Raw genomic sequence first — 17,295 nt, 5'->3', positions numbered from 1 at the left:
TGCGCGACTGCTATTCTGTTCAGGTTTTTTCGTGCCCAGCTGTACGGGGCCGCCAACTGCCTGCCTGCGTTAGGTTAGGAGGCTGATCAGGAGAGCGAGCATGGCCAGTCTTTTATACCAGCAGATAGCCCAGCAGTTGGCCGAGGATATCCATAAAGGTTTTTACCAGCCCGGCGAGCGCGTCCCCTCGGTACGCAAGCTGAGCACCCAGAAGGGCGTGAGCCACGCCACTGTGCTGCAGGCGTACGCCACCCTCGAAGATCAGGGTCTGATCCGTGCACGACCGCAATCCGGATACTACGTGCATCGCACCCCCGCACTGACTGCTCCTACTCCGTCCATTTCCAGGGCCGAGCCGCCCTATGCAGTGACGCGCAGCGGCATCATCAGCCAGATTCTCAGCCAGGCGCGCCGCAGTGGTGTGATGCCTCTGGGTGCCGCCGTTCCATCCAGCGAATTTCTCCCGCTGCGCGCGCTGCACCAGCAGATGAGCAAGGTCACGCGTTTTCACGCGCAGCGCGCGTTCAGCTATACCTTCAGTCCGGGCTATGAACCGCTCCGTCGCCAAGTGGCTATTCGCATGCGCGACGCAGGCGCGGTGGTCGATCCGAAAGAAATCGTCATCACCAATGGATGCGTGGAAGCGTTGCAACTGTGCCTGCGCACCGTGACATCTCCAGGCGATTTGATAGCGACCGAATCACCGAGCTACTACGGGCTGCTGCAGCTGTGCGAGCTGCTGGGGCTTAGGGTGATCGAGATTCCCACCGATCCGGAAACCGGTCTCAGCCTCGAAGCTTTGCAAGGGGCTGCGGACCAATGGCCAATCAAGGCGCTGGTGGTGACCAGCCGTGCCGGCAATCCGATGGGGGCAACGATGTCAGAGCCTCGGCAGCGAAAGCTGGTCGGGATGATGGCGCAGCGCGGAATCCAGATCATCGAAGATGATATCTACGGCGAGCTGATGTTCGACCACGGCCGGTCAAAGGCGCTGAAGGCATTCGATTGCTCGGATACCGTCCTGTATTGCTCCAGCTTCTCCAAGACCATCTCGCCGGGCGTGCGAACCGGTTGGGTTATCGCAGGCAAGCATCAGGACGCGATCGAGAAATTGCAGACGTTCACCACGCTTTCGGCATGTAGCGTCAGCCAGATGGCTGTCGCCGCGTATCTGGAGAACGGCGGCTATGACAGGCATCTGCGTTATATCCGCCACGAGTACCGCAAGAACCTCAGCCATTTTCAGCTCGCGGTGCAACAGCACTTTCCCGAAGGGACGCAGATTACGAGACCTCGTGGTGGCTTCATTCTGTGGCTGAGTCTGCCGGGCGCCATCGATACCCAGTTGATGTTCAACCGGGCGCTGGAGCGCGGCATCAGCATCGCGCCAGGCGTGGTGTTCAGCAATACAGATCAATTTAACCATTGCCTCAGGTTGAATTGTGGTATTCCGTGGGATCGTAATGCAGAGCGGGCGATCGTGACGCTAGGCTTGTTGGCTACACAACAATTGGAAGAGCAGCTACGGGGTGGGGCGATGGGTGCCGAAGCGGTAGCCTGAGCGGGGTAGTCTGCACACGTCTGGCCTAGTGTCTGGCGCCGGCCGCGCCAGACAGTCTTACTTCACGACGCCAGCGAAGGAACCGGCTTTTCGCGCAAACCGCGTCTCTCAAGCTGCTGGGACAGCTCGATCAGCTGCTCTCGCATCCAGCGGTTCGCCGGATCCTGATCGGTACTTTCGTGCCAGAAGAGGTGCGTTTCGATTGGCGGTACGTCTTCGATCGGCAATTCGACCCACTGCAGTCCGTGTCGCTTGGCGAAGCGCTCGTGCACGGTCATGACCATGTCGGTCGAGTCCAGGACCAAGGGGGCCATCTGGTAATGCTGTGAACGCAATACCACGCGTCGCTGAAGGCCGATTTTTCCCAGCGCCAGATCCACGTGTCCCAGGCCGTTTCGCCGGCTGGAGATGTGGATATGCGATTGCGCCAGGTAGTCGTCCAGCGAAATCCGTTCTTTCCCGGCCAATGGATGACCTTTGCGCATGACGCACACATAGCGATCTTCGAAGAGCTTGACGTGGCGGACTTGGGTGTCGGTATTGAGCGGCGCGTCGATAGCGAAGTCCAGCCGGCCTGCGGCGAGCTCCTTGGTGGTCTCCCGACGTCGGGTCAGAAAGCTGTCGATGTTCACATTGGGCGCCAGTCGACGGATACGCGCAGCCAGATGCGGCAAAATCACGGCCTCGGAAAGGTCCGTCATGCTGATGCGGTAGGTTTTGGTGGCCTGCTCCGGATTGAAGCTACGGCTTTCCTGCACCGAAACGCGCAACAACTGCAAAGCGTTGCGTACCGGCGTGATGATGTTCTGCGCCATTGGCGTAGGCACCATGCCCTGGGCAGTACGGACGAACAGCGGATCGTTGAAGGTTTCACGCAGGCGGGCCAGGGCGTTGCTCACAGCCGGCTGGGTAATACCGACGATCTGCCCGGCCCGGGTGAGGTTGGCCTCGGTGTAGATGGCGTCAAATACAATGAACAGGTTCAGGTCGACTTTACTGAGGTTCATCGCAACTTCCTTCGAATAAAGTGGCTCACTTACGAGACATGGCACGTTGGGTGGGACGGTCAGTATATATCGCTTATGAATCTTTATACACGCGAAAAATAGGTTCGATAAATCCTGCTGCCTCATCTAGCATTTTTCCGTCGCACCCAATAAGCCACCAAATAAAGGCCAACGACTATGGATTTCGGATACTCCCCCAAGGTTAAAGAATTGCGCGAGCGTGTTGATGCGTTCATGCAGGAACACGTTTTCCCCGCTGAACCGATCTTTCACAAGCAAGTAGCAGAAGGCGACCGCTGGCAGCCGACCGCCATCGTCGAGGAACTCAAGGTCAAGGCGCGTGACGCCGGCCTGTGGAACCTGTTCCTGCCGGAATCCGACCTGGGCGCTGGCCTTACCAACCTCGAATACGCGCCGCTGGCAGAATTGATGGGGCGTTCCGGCCTGGCTTCGGAAGCATTCAACTGCAGTGCTCCAGACACCGGGAACATGGAAACGATCGTTCGCTACGGCAATGACGAGCATAAGGAAAAGTGGCTCAAGCCGCTGCTGGCCGGTGAAATCCGCTCCTGCTTCGGTATGACCGAGCCCGGCGTTGCTTCATCCGATGCGACCAACATGCAAGCCAATGCGCGTCGCGAAGGCGACGAGTGGGTCATCAACGGTCGCAAGTGGTGGACCTCCGGTGCCTGTGATCCGCGCTGCAAGATCATGATCTTCATGGGTCTTACCAACCCCGACGCACCGCGTCACCAGCAGCACTCGATGATTCTGGTGCCGATGGATACCCCCGGCGTGAAAGTCATTCGTCCGCTGCCGGTGTTCGGTTACGACGACGCTCCGCATGGCCACGCCGAAGTGCTGCTGGAAAATGTCCGTGTCCCGTACAGCAACGTGTTGCTTGGTGAAGGACGTGGCTTTGAAATCGCACAGGGTCGTCTCGGGCCAGGCCGCATTCACCACTGCATGCGTTCGATCGGCGCGGCTGAGCGAGCGCTGGAGTTGATGTGCCGCCGCTCCGTCGAGCGTGAAGCCTTCGGCAAGCGTCTCGCCCAGCTCGGCGGCAACATCGACCTGATTGCTGAATCGCGCATCGAGATCAACCAGGCACGTCTGCTTACGCTGCAGGCCGCCTACATGATGGATACCGTGGGCAACAAGGTCGCCAAGAGCGAAATCGCCCAGATCAAGGTCGTGGCTCCGAACGTCGCGCTGCGAGTAATCGATCGTGCAATCCAGATGCACGGCGGCGCTGGTGTTTCCGAAGACACCCCGTTGGCGCACATGTACGCGATGCAGCGTACCTTGCGTCTGGCTGATGGTCCGGATGAGGTGCACCGCGCCTCTATCGGCAAGATCGAGCTGGGTCAGTACATGTCTCGCTAAGATCCCTGCACGAGAAAAAAGGCCCGCTTCCTGCGGGCCTTTTTTTATTGCTCCGCCGATCCGCCATCCACTGATTCGTCACCTAGTACGTCCCGTACGTACAGCTGGTTGGTCAACACCATGACTGCTGCGGCAAGCGGCGTCGCCAGAATCAGACCCAGGGTGCCGGCGAGCACGCCGAATAATAACTGCACACTTATGGTCACCGCGGGCGGCATCTCGACGATGCGATGTTGCAACCATGGGGTCAGCAGCCAGCTTTCCACAGCCTGAACGCTCGCGTAGAGGCCCACCACCCAGAAAACGGTGCTCATCCCATCCAGCGAGGCCAACAGGACGGCCGGAATCAAGGAGATGATCGGCCCGAAGTTGGGGATGAACGACAATATCCCGGCAATCAGACCCAGCACCAGAGCCAGATCGAGTCCGATCAGCCACAAGCCCAGCGTAGTGAAAACCCCGATTACCAGCATCTCCAGCAATTTCGCCAGCAGCCAGTCCTGCAAAGTCGAGCCGGTGGTGAGCAACACTTCGCGAGCGCGCGGGCGGTAATCGACTGGCAGCAGCCTGACGAATCCATCGATATAAATCGAAGGATTCAAGCTGAAGCAAATGCCGATTACAAGCGCGATAAAGAAGCTGGCGATCGCGCCGAACAGTGACGACATGATGGTGGTTGCCGTACTGACGACGCCAGTCGTCTCCATTGCGTCTCGGATGGTGTCGCGCTGATCCATGATCGTCTGCACCCAGCGCGAGTCTTGCGCTCGACTCGAGAGTTGATCCAGCGCCCGGGGCAGGCTCTCAGACAACGACTGAAATTGCTCGATCACGCTTGGCGCCAGAAGCAAGACCCCCCCGCTGAGCACTATCGCCAACAGCACGAAGAAGGTAGCAAGTGCGGCGGGGTACGGCATATGCGTAAGGTTACTGATGCCGCGGCTGGCCCCATGAAAGAGCACGCCGAACAGAATCGATGCGAATATCAGCAAAAAGAAGTCGAATGCCAGCCAGGCGAGCGCCAATAGCACCACCATGACGGCTATCACGCTGCTTCGAACGAGTGTTCGGTGGGCGAGAGCTTTCATCGGATGTGCACGCTCTGATTCAGCCATGTCGTCTCCATGCAAGGACTGGTTGGCCGATTGTTATCGACCTGCCGGTTCAAGCAAATGGACTACGGCTTCGCTATGACGTTCAGTGCGAGCAACCCGACTGGGGCTTCGACAAGCAAACAGGGGAGGGGGGGTGGGTAAAAGACGAAAAGCCATCTGCGCCTGGCAGATGGCCCGAATCATCAGCGAGCGCGGTAGGTGATACGACCCTTGGTCAGATCGTAGGGCGTCAATTCGACGCGGACCTTGTCACCGGTCAGGATGCGGATGTAGTTTTTACGCATCTTGCCTGAAATGTGGGCAGTCACGACATGGCCATTCTCCAGTTCCACTCGGAACATGGTATTAGGCAAGGTGTCGATGATGGTGCCTTCCATTTCAATACTGTCTTCTTTCGCCATTAAGCAAGGGCCTCTCGATTTCGGTTCCACGCGGGTGATTGGACTGCCACCCGCAAAAAAGGTGAGCAATTGTGCCCTAAAAGTCGCCAACAGCCAAGCAAGGTGTCTCCAAGCGACACACGAAGGGTATCTTGCGTTGCGATTGGATCGTCGGAATGCCCTCGAGTTCAGTTGACCTGGACCCAGCGCTGGTTGACCAGCATCTCGATCGGGCGGTACTCGGTCTTGTAGTTCATCTTCCGACAGTTCTTGATCCAGTATCCTAGATATACCGCCCCCAGACCTGAGCGCCGAGCTTCTTCAATCTGCCACAGAATGGCGTAACGGCCCATGCTGCGGCGCTGTTCTGCCGGTTCGTAGAAGGTATATACGGCGGATAGGCCATTGAGCATCTGGTCGGTCACGGCGACCGCCATCAAGCGCCCATCCAGTCGGAATTCGTAGAACAGACTGAACGGCCATTTGCGGACCAGGAACGAGCTGAATTGCTCGCGGCTAGGTGGATACATGTCGCCGTCGGAGTGCCGGGCATTGATGTAACGCGCATACAGGTCGTAGATCTCTTCATCGATGCGCGGCAACGTCGCAGTGACCTGAACATCCCGGTTGCGCTTGAGGATGCGCTTTTGTGAGGGGGTCGGCTCGAATGCGTCGGCTGGTATGCGTGCAGGTACGCAGGCGGTACAGGTACGGCAGTGCGGCCGATACAAATGGTCGCCGCTGCGCCGAAAGCCCAGTTCCGAAAGCTGGCTGTAAGTCGTCAGATCGATAGGCTTCTGAGGATCAAGAAACAGCGTCGTCGCCTGCTCTTCCGGCAGGTAGCTGCACGTATGCGGTTGGGTCGCATAAAACTTTAGATGAGCCAGATCGGTCATGGAGCGCGCTTCCCGATGCCTTTTTCAGGCAAGTATAGATTTTGTTCGTGTTCGTTCAAATTTCAGCATCGTCCGTGCGCCAATGATCGGCTACAGCTTCGTTGCAATGGTCGGCCAGTTGTCGCCGAAACGTTTCCCGGCCGATCGACTCCGCGCCCAGACTGAACAGATGGTCGGTCGGCATCTGACAGTCGATCAGTTGAAAATTCCATGTTTGCAGGCGCTCCACCAGATGCATGAAGGCAAGCTTCGACGCATTGGTGCGACGGCTGAACATCGATTCCCCAAAGAATACCCGACCCAGCGCGACGCCATAGAGTCCCCCGACGAGCGCGGGACCATCCCAGACTTCCACTGAGTGTGCGTAGCCCAGGCGATGCAGGTCGCAGTAAGCGTCTTGCATCTCGGTGGTAATCCAGGTGGCATCAGTGTAGTCGCGCGGCTCGGCACAGCCGCGCATCACCGATGCGAATGCGCGATCGAAGGTCACGCGAAGTCCAGTCTGTTTGCGGAATTTTCGCATGCTGCGTGAAATGTGCAGCGAACGCGGATAGAGGACGGTTCGCGGATCTGGGCACCACCACAGTAGCGGCTGGCCATCCTGATACCAGGGAAAGATCCCTTGGCGATAGGCATTGAGCAAGCGGGGGATCGACAGGTCGCCACCGATGGCCAGCAACCCGTTCGGATCGGCGAGGGCGCGGCCGGCGGGAGGAAAGTCGATCGTATCCGGCCGCAGCCAGGTCAATTGGCTCATGAGCATGCCTTAGGTCGCAAGAACGGGTCTAAATGGTTTATCAAGAAAACGATATAAGTTATTGTCGGGTCTCAAGATAGTTCCTAAACATGGCAGAGCGCAAACGGCTTGCTCCAGGCAGGTCGCGAATCAGACGCCGTCATCCGCTGCTGGCTGATGGCCGCCTGTTGTTCATTCATGCCTCGCACACCTTACAATAGCGACTGGAATTTAGATGGAAGCCAGGATCTTGAAGGACAACCAAGCCAAGAAAGCGCATTTCGCATGGCGCGAACAGCTCACGCTGCGTCTGCGCGAGGGCGCATTGCTGGCGATGATCGCGCTGTGTCTGTACTTGTGCATGGCATTGTTTACCTACAGCACGGTTGATCCCGGCTGGACTCGCAGCGGCGATGTCGCTCAGGTGCAGAACGCTGGCGGACGCATGGGGGCCTGGATCGCTGACGTCCTCTTGCTGGTGCTGGGCTATCTCGCATTCCTGTTTCCGCTGATCGTCGCAGTGAAAGTGTGGCAGATGTTTCGTCGTCGCCACTTGCCTTTCATCTGGAATGGCTGGTTGTTCTCCTGGCGTTTGATCGGGTTCGTATTAACCGTGTTCGCCGGTACTGCGCTCGCGGCATTGCATGGCACTGCGCCTGCCGATTTCCCGGACGGGGCGAGCGCCGGGGGCGTGCTGGGGCAGCTGCTGAGCGATCTGGCTCGTCCAGTGCTGAACATGCAAGGCAGCACACTGCTGTTTCTGACATTGTTCCTGTTCGGCCTCACGGTATTCACCAACCTTTCCTGGTTCCGCGTGATGGACGTCACTGGCCGACTCACGCTCGACCTGTTCGATCTGCTGCGCAGGGGCTGGGGAGCCTGGCAAGCCCGGCGCCAGGCTGGCAAAGCCGATCGTAATCCCCCTGCACGTTCTGGCTCGGTCGCTGCACCGCGGCCAGCGCAACGTGCTGAGCCAGTCTTCAACCCGGAAGAGCAGCGGCGAGCCGAAGCATCTCGTACACAACGTCAGGAGTCGCTGGCCAAGCATGTCGCTGCCCAAGGCAGCCGTCAGCCGCCGGAGATCGTGCCGCCTGAGGCCAAGCCGGTCGAGGCTAGCGCGCGGCTACACAAGGAAAAGCAATCGTATCTGTTCACCGATTCGGTTGAACCCGGCTCGTTGCCCCCGATTTCGCTGCTCGACCCGGCCAGTAAAAAACAGAAGGGTTTTTCGCCCGAATCGCTTGAAGGGATGTCGCGGCTGCTCGAACTCAAACTCAAGGATTTTGGTGTCGAGGCTCTGGTAGAGAAGGTTCAGCCTGGGCCGGTGATCACCCGTTTCGAAATTCAGCCGGCAGCGGGCGTCAAGGTCAGCAAGATCTCCAACCTGGCCAAGGATCTGGCGCGCTCGCTTGCCGTCATCAGCGTTCGCGTCGTTGAGGTTATCCCGGGCAAAACTACTGTGGGCATCGAGATCCCCAACGAAGACCGTGAGATCGTTCGTCTGTCGGAAGTGCTGGAAACCCGCGAATTCGACGAGGCGCAGTCGCCGGTCACCCTGGCTTTGGGGCACGATATCGGCGGCCATCCGATCATGGCTGACCTGGCGAAGATGCCGCACCTGCTCGTAGCGGGCACGACCGGGTCGGGTAAATCTGTGGGCGTCAACGCAATGCTGCTCAGCATTCTGTTCAAGTCGCATCCCGACGAGGTGCGGCTGATCATGATCGACCCGAAGATGCTGGAGTTGTCGATTTACGAAGGCATCCCGCATCTGTTGACGCCGGTCGTGACCGACATGAAGGAGGCGTCCAATGCCTTGCGCTGGTGCGTCGCAGAGATGGAGCGGCGCTACAAACTGATGGCGGCCATGGGTGTGCGCAACCTGGCGGGGTTCAACCGCAAGGTCAAGGACGCGCAGAAGGCCGGCACACCACTAACCGATCCGCTGTACCGCCGTGAGTCGATGGATGACGTTCCGCCCGAGCTGGAAAGCCTCCCGATCATCGTCGTAGTCATCGATGAGTTCGCCGACATGATGATGATCGTCGGCAAGAAGGTTGAAGAGCTTATTGCGCGTATTGCTCAGAAAGCCCGTGCCGCGGGTATTCATCTGGTGCTGGCGACTCAGCGCCCATCTGTCGACGTGATCACCGGTCTGATCAAGGCGAACATCCCGACGCGCATGGCATTCCAGGTTTCAAGCAAGATCGATTCGCGGACCATTCTTGACCAGGGCGGCGCCGAACAATTGCTCGGTCACGGTGACATGCTCTATATGCCGCCGGGCACCAGCCTGCCGATGCGGGTGCACGGCGCCTTCGTTTCGGACGAAGAGGTGCACAGGCTGGTGGACGAATGGAAGAAGCGCGGCGCGCCGAACTACATTGAAGACATCCTCGCAGGTGCCGACGATGGCGGCGGAAGCTACGATGGCGGCGGTAGTAGCGGAGGCGATGGTGATGCAGAGGAAGACGCCTTGTACGACGAAGCCGTACGTTTTGTTACCGAAAGCCGTCGCGCCTCGATCTCGGCAGTACAACGCAAGCTGAAAATCGGCTATAACCGCGCTGCAAGGATGATCGAATCCATGGAGATGGCCGGGGTGGTCACTTCAATGAATACCAACGGCTCGCGCGAGGTCATCGCGCCGCCACCTGTTCGCGATTAGCGGAGACTATATCTAATTATGCTCAAAACCCTGTTGCGCTCGACCGTCACGGTTATCTGTCTGCTGGCTACACCCGCCGTAGCCCTGGCTGACCAGGCGCAAGCTGCAGCACGCCTCAACGAGCTGCTCTCCAAGGCCAAGACGATCAAGGCAGACTTTTCCCAGATGACGTTGAGCTCCAACGGCGCCAACATGCAGGACACGACCGGAACGCTGGTGATGAAGCGTCCGGGCATGTTTCGCTGGCATACGAATCCGCCGCTGGAGCAGGAGCTGGTATCCGACGGCGAAACCATCTGGCTGTACGACCCGGATCTGATGCAGGTTACGGTACAGAAAATGGACAAGCGACTGACCCATACGCCGGCGCTGTTGTTGTCCGGTGATGTGAGCACGCTGCAGGAAAACTTCGATATCACCCACACCGAAGGCGGCAACGTGGTCGATTTCATCCTGACGCCGAAGGTCAACGACTCGATGTTCGAGACGCTGCGCCTGTCGTTTCGTGACGGCGTGATCAATGACATGCAGATGAATGATCCCATCGGGCAGCGCACCAACATCCTGTTCCAGAACGTGCAACTGAACCCGAACGTCGACCCCAGCCAGTTCACCTTCGATATCCCGGATGGGGTCGATGTGATCAGCGAGTGAGCATGGGCCTGTTCCCTGACCAGGCCGCTCACCAACCGCTGGCCGCGCGCATGCGGCCAGCGACGCTGGATGAATACGCGGGCCAGGCCCATCTGCTTGGCCCGGGCCGTCCGCTCCGGGTTGCACTGGAGCAGGGTGCGCTGCATTCGATGATCTTCTGGGGGCCGCCCGGTGTCGGCAAAACGACCCTGGCGCGGCTGCTCGCCACTCTGGCAGATGCCCATTTCGTTACCATTTCTGCCGTCCTCGCTGGCGTCAAGGACATTCGCCAGGCGGTGGACGTCGCCCGGCACCAGGCGGCGCAGAGCGGCCGCCAGACCATTCTCTTTGTCGATGAGGTGCACCGTTTCAACAAGGCGCAGCAGGACGCATTCCTCCCTTACGTAGAGGACGGCACGCTGCTATTCATCGGCGCTACGACGGAAAACCCTTCGTTTGAGCTGAACAACGCGCTGCTTTCACGGGCTCGCGTCTATGTACTCAAGTCGCTTGACGAAGACGCACTCAGTGCCTTGCTCGATCGCGCATTGGCCGACGCCGAGCGCGGCCTCGGCCAACATAAGCTGGCATTGGCCGACGAGGCCAGGCGCATTCTGCTCGGCGCGGCCGACGGGGATGCACGGCGCCTGCTCAACCTGCTCGAGATCGCCGCTGACCTGGTCGAGGACGGCGGCACCATCGATACGCCCTTGGTAAGCGACCTTCTCAACGACACCAGCAGGCGCTTCGACAAGGGCGGCGAGGCTTTCTACGATCAGATCTCTGCACTTCACAAGTCGGTACGCGGCTCGAATCCGGATGCCTCGCTGTACTGGTTCGTACGTATGCTCGATGGCGGTTGCGATCCGCTGTACATAGCGCGACGCGTGGTGCGGATGGCCAGCGAAGAAGTCGGCAACGCAGATCCGCGTGCGCTTGAGCTATGCCTGAACGCATGGAACGTACAGGAGCGGCTAGGCAGCCCCGAAGGCGAACTGGCCGTCGCGCAGGCGATCGTCTATCTGGCCTGCGCGCCAAAGAGCAATGCGGTGTACACCGCTTATAACGCAGCCAGAGCGGACGTCGCGGCCCAGCCTTCGTACGAGCCACCGCTGCATCTGCGGAATGCCCCAACCAAATTGATGAAGGAACTGGGCTACAGCGAGGGCTACCGCTACGCCCACGACGAGCCGGAAGCCTACGCGGCAGGTGAAGATTACTTCCCCAGCGAGCTGGAGCCCCGACAGTACTACAAGCCGGCCAACCGCGGGCTTGAGCAGAAAATTGCCCAGAAACTGGAGTATTTGCGCGGCCTGGATGCGCGCAGTGCAAAGAAAAGGAGGGGGTAATGCTGACCAACACGCTGCTCGCCGTCGCCATCGGCGGCTCGCTCGGTGCTGTTTCCCGCTATGGCCTGGCGCAATGGGTGAGTAGCGTCTGGCCGAAGGCCTACCCACTCGGTACTTTTGCCGTCAACGTCCTAGGCTGCCTTGCGATCGGTGTACTATACGGCCTGTGGCTGGCCCGACCGGAGGCGTCGCCACTGTTGCGTCAGGGACTGATTATCGGCTTCCTCGGCGCGTTTACTACATTTTCCACGTTCTCCCTCGACACTCTGCGTCTTATGGAGAGCGGCGAGAGCCTGCTGGCTCTGGGATATATCCTGCTCAGTGTGTGCGCCTGCCTGGCCGCCACCTGGGCCGGTCTGGCTCTGACGCGCTAGTCAGCCAGGCTGCCACCTGCAACCGATAAGTGATGACACATGCTTGACCCGAAACTGGTTCGTAGCCAACCGCAACTGATCGCTGAACGCCTGGCCCAACGTGGCTTTACTCTCGATGTCGCGTCGCTCGAGTCGCTGGAATCACGTCGCAAGACTGTGCAGACGCGTACCGAAAGCCTGCAGGCAGAACGCAACAGTCGCTCCAAGGCGATCGGCCAGGCCAAGGCTCGTGGCGAAGACATCCAGCCGTTGCTGGCCGACGTTGACCGCATGGGCCAGGAGCTCAACGACGCCAAGCGGGAGCTCGATGCAATCCAGTCGGAGCTGGACGCTCTGCTACTGACCATCCCCAACCTGCCGGACGACAGCGTGCCGGTCGGCGCAGGCGAGGAGGAGAACGTCGAGATCCGGCGCTGGGGTACTCTGCGGGAGTTCGATTTCGAGGTAAAGGATCACGTCGCCATCGGCGAGCAGCACGGCTATCTGGACTTCGAAACCGCAGCCAAGCTGTCCGGTGCGCGGTTCGCGCTGATGCGCGGACCCATTGCCAGACTGCACCGCGCGCTGGCGCAGTTCATGCTTGATCTGCATGTGAATGAGCACGGCTACGAAGAGATCTATACACCTTATCTGGTACAGGCCGAAGCACTGCAAGGCACCGGCCAGCTGCCCAAGTTCGAAGAGGATTTGTTCAAGGTTCCGCGCGGCGAAGACCAGCGCGACCTGTATCTGATACCGACGGCGGAAGTTTCGCTCACCAATATCATCAGCGGCGAAATCATCGATGCCGCCAGCCTGCCGATGCGGATGACTGCGCATACGCCGTGCTTTCGCAGCGAAGCCGGTTCAGCCGGGCGCGACACCCGCGGCATGATTCGCCAGCATCAGTTCGACAAGGTCGAGATGGTGCAGATCGTGCGACCCGACGAGTCCATGCAGGCATTGGAAGAGCTTACCGGTCATGCCGAAGATGTGTTGCAGCGTCTGGAACTGCCGTATCGCACCCTGGCGCTTTGTACCGGTGACATGGGCTTCGGCGCGACCAAGACCTATGACCTCGAAGTCTGGGTACCAAGCCAGGGCAAATATCGTGAAATATCGTCTTGCTCCAACTGCGGTGATTTTCAGGCGCGACGCATGCAGGCGCGCTGGCGCAACCCGGAAACGGGCAAGCCGGAGCTGGTACACACCCTGAATGGCTCCGGGCTGGCGGTCGGCCGGACATTGGTCGCGATCCTCGAGAATTATCAGCAGACAGATGGCAGTGTTACCGTGCCCAGCGCGCTGCGCGGATACATGGGCGGGATCGAGCGCATCGGCTAGTAGCCGCTGCTGTTTTACAAGGCGCGAGGCGTCTTCAGCCATCTGACGAGGCGATGTGAGTATGGAATTCCTGCCACTGTTTCACAATCTCCAGGGGCGCACCGTCCTGGTGATCGGCGGCGGCGAGATCGCGTTGCGCAAGTCGCGCTTGCTGTCCGAGGCGGGCGCTAAGCTGCGGGTGGTTGCGCCCGACATCGAGCCGGAGCTGGCCGCGCTGGTAGAGCAGGGCGGCGGGCAGTGCGAAACGCGCGGCTATCAGGCCAGCGACCTGGAAGACGTTGTGCTGGTTATCGCGGCGACGGATGACCAGGCGCTCAATGCCCAGGTATCTGCCGATGCCCAGGCGCGTCACCTGCCCGTCAACGCAGTGGATGCGCCTGAGCTGTGCACCGTCATCTTTCCCGCTATCGTCGACCGGTCGCCGTTGATCATCGCGGTGTCCAGCGGTAGCCATGCGCCGGTGCTGGCGCGGCTGACTCGGGCGCGTATCGAGACGCTTTTTCCGCATAGCTACGGCAAGTTGGCGCAGCTGGCCAAACGCTTTCGCAGCCAGGTGAAGGCTGCCTTTCCCAAGATCAATCAGCGTCGAGTCTTCTGGGAGAACGTATTTCAGGGCGACATCGCCGAACGCGTCTTCGCTGGCCAGGACCAGGCGGCGGAGCAGCTGCTGGCGGAGCGGTTGACTCAGCAGGCCGGCCAGAGCTACACCGGCGAGGTATATCTGGTGGGCGCCGGCCCCGGCGATCCGGACCTGCTGACCTTCCGTGCGCTGCGCCTGATGCAGCAAGCCGACGTGGTGCTGTACGACCGACTGGTGGCTCCGGCTATCGTCGATCTCTGTCGGCGGGACGCGGACCGCATCTATGTGGGTAAGGCTCGTTCGGAACACGCTGTGCCGCAGGATCAGATCAATCAACAGTTGGTCAAACTCGCAAAACAAGGCAAGCGTGTACTTCGATTGAAAGGCGGCGACCCGTTCATCTTCGGCCGCGGTGGAGAAGAGATCGAGGAGCTCGCCGAGCACCGTGTTCCGTTCCAGGTGGTTCCCGGCATTACCGCAGCAAACGGTTGCTCCGCCTATGCGGGTATCCCATTGACTCATCGCGATCACGCGCAGTCGGTACGCTTCGTCACCGGCCATCTGAAGAATGGCACCACTGATCTGGCCTGGGCTGATCTCGTCACCCCAGGCCAGACGCTGGTGTTCTACATGGGCCTGGTCGGCCTCCCGGATATCTGCGCGCGTTTGCTGGAGTATGGCCGGTCGCCGGACACACCGGTCGCCCTGGTACAGCAAGGTACTACCAGCAACCAGCGGGTGTGGGTCGGCACACTGTCGAACATGCCGGAACTGGTCGCGCGCGAAGAAATCAAGCCGCCGACTCTGATTATCGTCGGCGAGGTGGTGAAACTGCGCGACAAGCTGAAATGGTTCGACCCGCAGCAACAGGAAGCAGCGGGCGGCGTCCTTTGATGATTACCTATGCGGCAACAGGTCAGGCGGAGCGCATGCACGAATGCTGAGAAGCAAGGGCAAACGACTAGCACGCAAGCTGGTGGTCAAACGGGGCAAAAAGACCGGTGCCGCCCCCGGCACGCTGGTGCATATCGGGCGCGAAAGCGATGCCGCGGTTCCGGTTCGTCTGATTGAATACGACGATGACGAATACACCGATATCGACGACGTAGACCCGGAGCGAATCGCCCGGCTTCGCCACACCGACAAGGTGTCATGGCTCAACGTCGATGGCGTCCACAAGCCGCAACTGATCGAGGCGCTCGGCAAGGAGCTGGGCTTGCACCCATTGGTGATGGAAGACATCGTCAATACTGACCAGCGGGCCAAGATCGAGGACTACGACGGCTATCTGTATGTTGTGCTGCGTATGTTGCGTTTCAGCGAGGAAAACAATGAGATCCAGTCCGAACAACTGAGTCTGGTGCTCGGCCCGCACTTCGTGCTGTCGTTGCAGGAAGAGCCGGGAGACGTTTTCGAAGCGGTTCGCGACCGCTTGAGGGCGGGCCGGCGCATTCGGTTCATGCAAGCCGACTACCTCGCTTATGCGCTTCTCGATGCTGTGGTTGATCACTACTTCGTCATGCTCGAGCAGCTGGGCGATCAGATCGAAGCATTGGAAGACGAGCTGATCGCCACGCCGTCGCCTGACACGCTGGGCAAGATTCACCATTACAAGCGTGAAATGCTGCTGTTGCGCAAGTCGGTATGGCCGCTACGTGAGGTGCTCAGCCGGCTCAGCCGAGACGAGAATCCGCTTATCTCTCCCGAAACGCGGCTGTTCCTTCGCGACGTTTATGATCACGCCATTCATGTGGTCGAGACGGTGGATACTTTCCGCGAACTGCTGGTTGGTATGTTGGATCTGTACATGTCCAGCGTGGGTAACCGGATGAACGAGGTAATGAAGGTTCTGACCATCTTCGCCACCCTGTTCATGCCACTGACCTTTATCGCAGGGGTGTACGGTATGAACTTCGAATACATGCCTGAACTTGAGTGGCGCTATGGCTACCCGATGGTGTGGATGGTCATGATCGCAACGGTGATCGGGCTTGTGGTGTTCTTCCGTCGTCGCGGCTGGCTCTCGCTCTAGCGCTTACACGAAGGCCGCGTTGTTCCGCGCAATCGGCGTTTACCCGAGCGACAAGCAGGTATCGGCAGCAGATCAAAACAATCCCATCGCCGGGATATGCCAGAAGGAAGCGATGCGCGCTTCCAAGCCTGAAGGGCGCCCGATCCATCGGGCACCGCAGTTGGAAAGCCCGATCAGGTGAGCGTATCGACGATCCCGCCCTCGACTCGCAGTGCCGCACCCGTCGTGGCGGAAGCCTGTGGCGAGCAGACGTAGACCACCATATTGGCGACTTCGTCCGGAGTCGCCACTCGCTGGATGATAGAGGTGGGACGTTTGGCTTTGACGAAGGCGTTTCCAGCCTGTTCGATGGGCACGCCTTGTTTGTCCGCTCCCGGACGCAGCAGATCCATGACGCCATCGGATAGGGTGGGGCCCGGCAGCACCGCATTGACGGTCACGCCGGTACCGGCCAGCCGTTTCGCCAGCCCACGTGACACTGACAAGTTGGCCGACTTGGTAAAGCCATAGTGGATCATGTCTTCAGGAATGTTGATGCCGGATTCGGAAGACAGAAACACGACGCGGCCCCAGTTCTTTTCGAGCATGTGCGGCACGTAGGCACGCGAGACGCGCACCCCGGACAGTACGTTCACCTCAAAAAAGCGCTGCCATTCCTCATCGGGCGTATCGAAAAAGTCCTGCGCCTTAAAGATGCCAAGGTTGTTAACGAGGATATCTGTGGCCGGTACCTGGCGCAGAAGCGCAGCGCAGCCATCTGCCTTCGAAAGGTCCGCGGCGACTCCGTTGATCGTCGCGTCGGGATTTACCTCCCTCAGGCGCTGAACAGCATCCGAGACACGTGCCTCGGTTCGCCCGTTGATAACGACGCTCGCTCCCGCGGCGGCCAGTCCTTGGGCAATGGCAAAGCCTATACCTGCGGTTGAACCAGTGATCAGGGCCGTTTTGCCGGACAAATCAATACGCATTGCTTACACTCCAGACAGTTTAGCGAGGAAACCAGCATGAGCGATCAGATGAGCGAAGACGCGCTTCAGGCGCTAAAAATCGCGTTCACCTACATGCCCAAGGCCATCGAAGTGAACCGTTACGAACACGGCGATGAGTATGAACGCATTTTGTCGGATATCCAGGCGGTACGGGAGATGCTGCTTTTGAATGGGGTCGACCCGGACGAGGTGCAGGGTGAGTTGCGCCCCGACTCAACGCCCAACTCGACATACTGAACAACGCATGGGAACCGGGGGGAGACCAC

16 protein-coding genes are annotated in these 17,295 nt (G+C 59.5%); 10 read left to right on the top strand and 6 right to left on the bottom strand.

Going from position 1 to position 17,295, the window contains the following annotated elements; all coding sequences use genetic code 11:
* Positions 1–100 precede the first annotated feature (100 nt).
* A complete protein-coding gene (locus BLT85_RS06585; protein ID WP_093392406.1) occupies positions 101–1,561 on the top strand; it encodes an aminotransferase-like domain-containing protein in 1,461 nt (486 codons plus the stop codon).
* 62 nt (positions 1,562–1,623) lie between these two features.
* Here BLT85_RS06585 and BLT85_RS06580 read toward each other — a convergent pair whose 3' ends face one another.
* Positions 1,624–2,568 (bottom strand): LysR family transcriptional regulator, encoded by a 945-nt coding sequence (locus BLT85_RS06580; RefSeq protein WP_093392405.1) that lies wholly within the window; start codon positions 2,566–2,568, stop codon positions 1,624–1,626.
* A gap of 177 nt (positions 2,569–2,745) precedes the next feature.
* Here BLT85_RS06580 and BLT85_RS06575 point away from each other — a divergent pair, with 177 nt between their 5' ends.
* Positions 2,746–3,954 (top strand): acyl-CoA dehydrogenase, encoded by a 1,209-nt coding sequence (locus BLT85_RS06575; protein ID WP_093392404.1) that lies wholly within the window; start codon positions 2,746–2,748, stop codon positions 3,952–3,954.
* Positions 3,955–3,998: 44 nt separating this feature from the next.
* On the opposite strand, the gene BLT85_RS06570 is transcribed toward BLT85_RS06575, so the two are convergent.
* From BLT85_RS06570 to aat, 4 genes are all read right to left on the bottom strand, one after another.
* Positions 3,999–5,069, bottom strand: a complete 1,071-nt coding sequence (locus BLT85_RS06570; protein WP_093392403.1) for an AI-2E family transporter — start codon at positions 5,067–5,069, stop codon at positions 3,999–4,001.
* Between the two features lie 182 nt (positions 5,070–5,251).
* Positions 5,252–5,470 carry a translation initiation factor IF-1 gene (infA, locus tag BLT85_RS06565; protein WP_080050557.1) on the bottom strand — a complete coding sequence of 73 codons (219 nt, stop codon included), beginning with the start codon at positions 5,468–5,470 and terminating at the stop codon, positions 5,252–5,254.
* A 167-nt stretch (positions 5,471–5,637) separates the two neighbouring features.
* Positions 5,638–6,345 carry an arginyltransferase gene (locus BLT85_RS06560; protein WP_093392402.1) on the bottom strand — a complete coding sequence of 236 codons (708 nt, stop codon included), beginning with the start codon at positions 6,343–6,345 and terminating at the stop codon, positions 5,638–5,640.
* A 55-nt stretch (positions 6,346–6,400) separates the two neighbouring features.
* Positions 6,401–7,102 carry a leucyl/phenylalanyl-tRNA--protein transferase gene (aat, locus tag BLT85_RS06555; protein ID WP_093392401.1) on the bottom strand — a complete coding sequence of 234 codons (702 nt, stop codon included), beginning with the start codon at positions 7,100–7,102 and terminating at the stop codon, positions 6,401–6,403.
* A 214-nt stretch (positions 7,103–7,316) separates the two neighbouring features.
* Here aat and BLT85_RS06550 point away from each other — a divergent pair, with 214 nt between their 5' ends.
* The 7 genes from BLT85_RS06550 (at position 7,317) to corA (ending at position 16,040) form a co-directional block, all read left to right on the top strand.
* Positions 7,317–9,749: a DNA translocase FtsK gene (locus tag BLT85_RS06550; RefSeq protein WP_093392400.1), complete on the top strand. Its 2,433-nt coding sequence runs from the start codon at positions 7,317–7,319 to the stop codon at positions 9,747–9,749.
* An 18-nt stretch (positions 9,750–9,767) separates the two neighbouring features.
* Positions 9,768–10,403: an outer membrane lipoprotein chaperone LolA gene (lolA, locus tag BLT85_RS06545; RefSeq protein WP_093392399.1), complete on the top strand. Its 636-nt coding sequence runs from the start codon at positions 9,768–9,770 to the stop codon at positions 10,401–10,403.
* Positions 10,404–10,405: 2 nt separating this feature from the next.
* Complete coding sequence (locus tag BLT85_RS06540) at positions 10,406–11,731, top strand: replication-associated recombination protein A (protein WP_093392398.1); 1,326 nt, start codon at positions 10,406–10,408, stop codon at positions 11,729–11,731.
* 2 nt (positions 11,732–11,733) lie between these two features.
* Positions 11,734–12,105: a fluoride efflux transporter CrcB gene (crcB, locus tag BLT85_RS06535; protein ID WP_093397466.1), complete on the top strand. Its 372-nt coding sequence runs from the start codon at positions 11,734–11,736 to the stop codon at positions 12,103–12,105.
* 39 nt (positions 12,106–12,144) lie between these two features.
* The gene (gene serS, locus BLT85_RS06530; protein WP_093392397.1) at positions 12,145–13,428 is read left to right on the top strand and encodes a serine--tRNA ligase; all 1,284 of its coding nucleotides are present in this window, start codon (positions 12,145–12,147) and stop codon (positions 13,426–13,428) included.
* A 61-nt stretch (positions 13,429–13,489) separates the two neighbouring features.
* Complete coding sequence (cysG, locus tag BLT85_RS06525) at positions 13,490–14,902, top strand: siroheme synthase CysG (RefSeq protein ID WP_093392396.1); 1,413 nt, start codon at positions 13,490–13,492, stop codon at positions 14,900–14,902.
* A gap of 43 nt (positions 14,903–14,945) precedes the next feature.
* Positions 14,946–16,040: a magnesium/cobalt transporter CorA gene (gene corA, locus BLT85_RS06520; protein ID WP_093392395.1), complete on the top strand. Its 1,095-nt coding sequence runs from the start codon at positions 14,946–14,948 to the stop codon at positions 16,038–16,040.
* A 173-nt stretch (positions 16,041–16,213) separates the two neighbouring features.
* Here the strand turns inward: corA and BLT85_RS06515 are convergent, their stop codons facing one another.
* Positions 16,214–17,008 (bottom strand): SDR family NAD(P)-dependent oxidoreductase, encoded by a 795-nt coding sequence (locus BLT85_RS06515; RefSeq protein ID WP_093392394.1) that lies wholly within the window; start codon positions 17,006–17,008, stop codon positions 16,214–16,216.
* A 36-nt stretch (positions 17,009–17,044) separates the two neighbouring features.
* Here BLT85_RS06515 and BLT85_RS06510 point away from each other — a divergent pair, with 36 nt between their 5' ends.
* Positions 17,045–17,266 carry a penicillin-binding protein gene (locus BLT85_RS06510; RefSeq protein ID WP_093392393.1) on the top strand — a complete coding sequence of 74 codons (222 nt, stop codon included), beginning with the start codon at positions 17,045–17,047 and terminating at the stop codon, positions 17,264–17,266.
* Positions 17,267–17,295 lie beyond the last annotated feature (29 nt).

Source organism: Halopseudomonas xinjiangensis, from assembly GCF_900104945.1.
In the GTDB taxonomy this organism is placed as follows: Bacteria; Pseudomonadota; Gammaproteobacteria; order Pseudomonadales; family Pseudomonadaceae; genus Halopseudomonas; species Halopseudomonas xinjiangensis.
The sequence above is the reverse complement of the archived record's forward strand: the minus strand, read 5'-3'. Positions and strand labels throughout refer to the sequence as shown.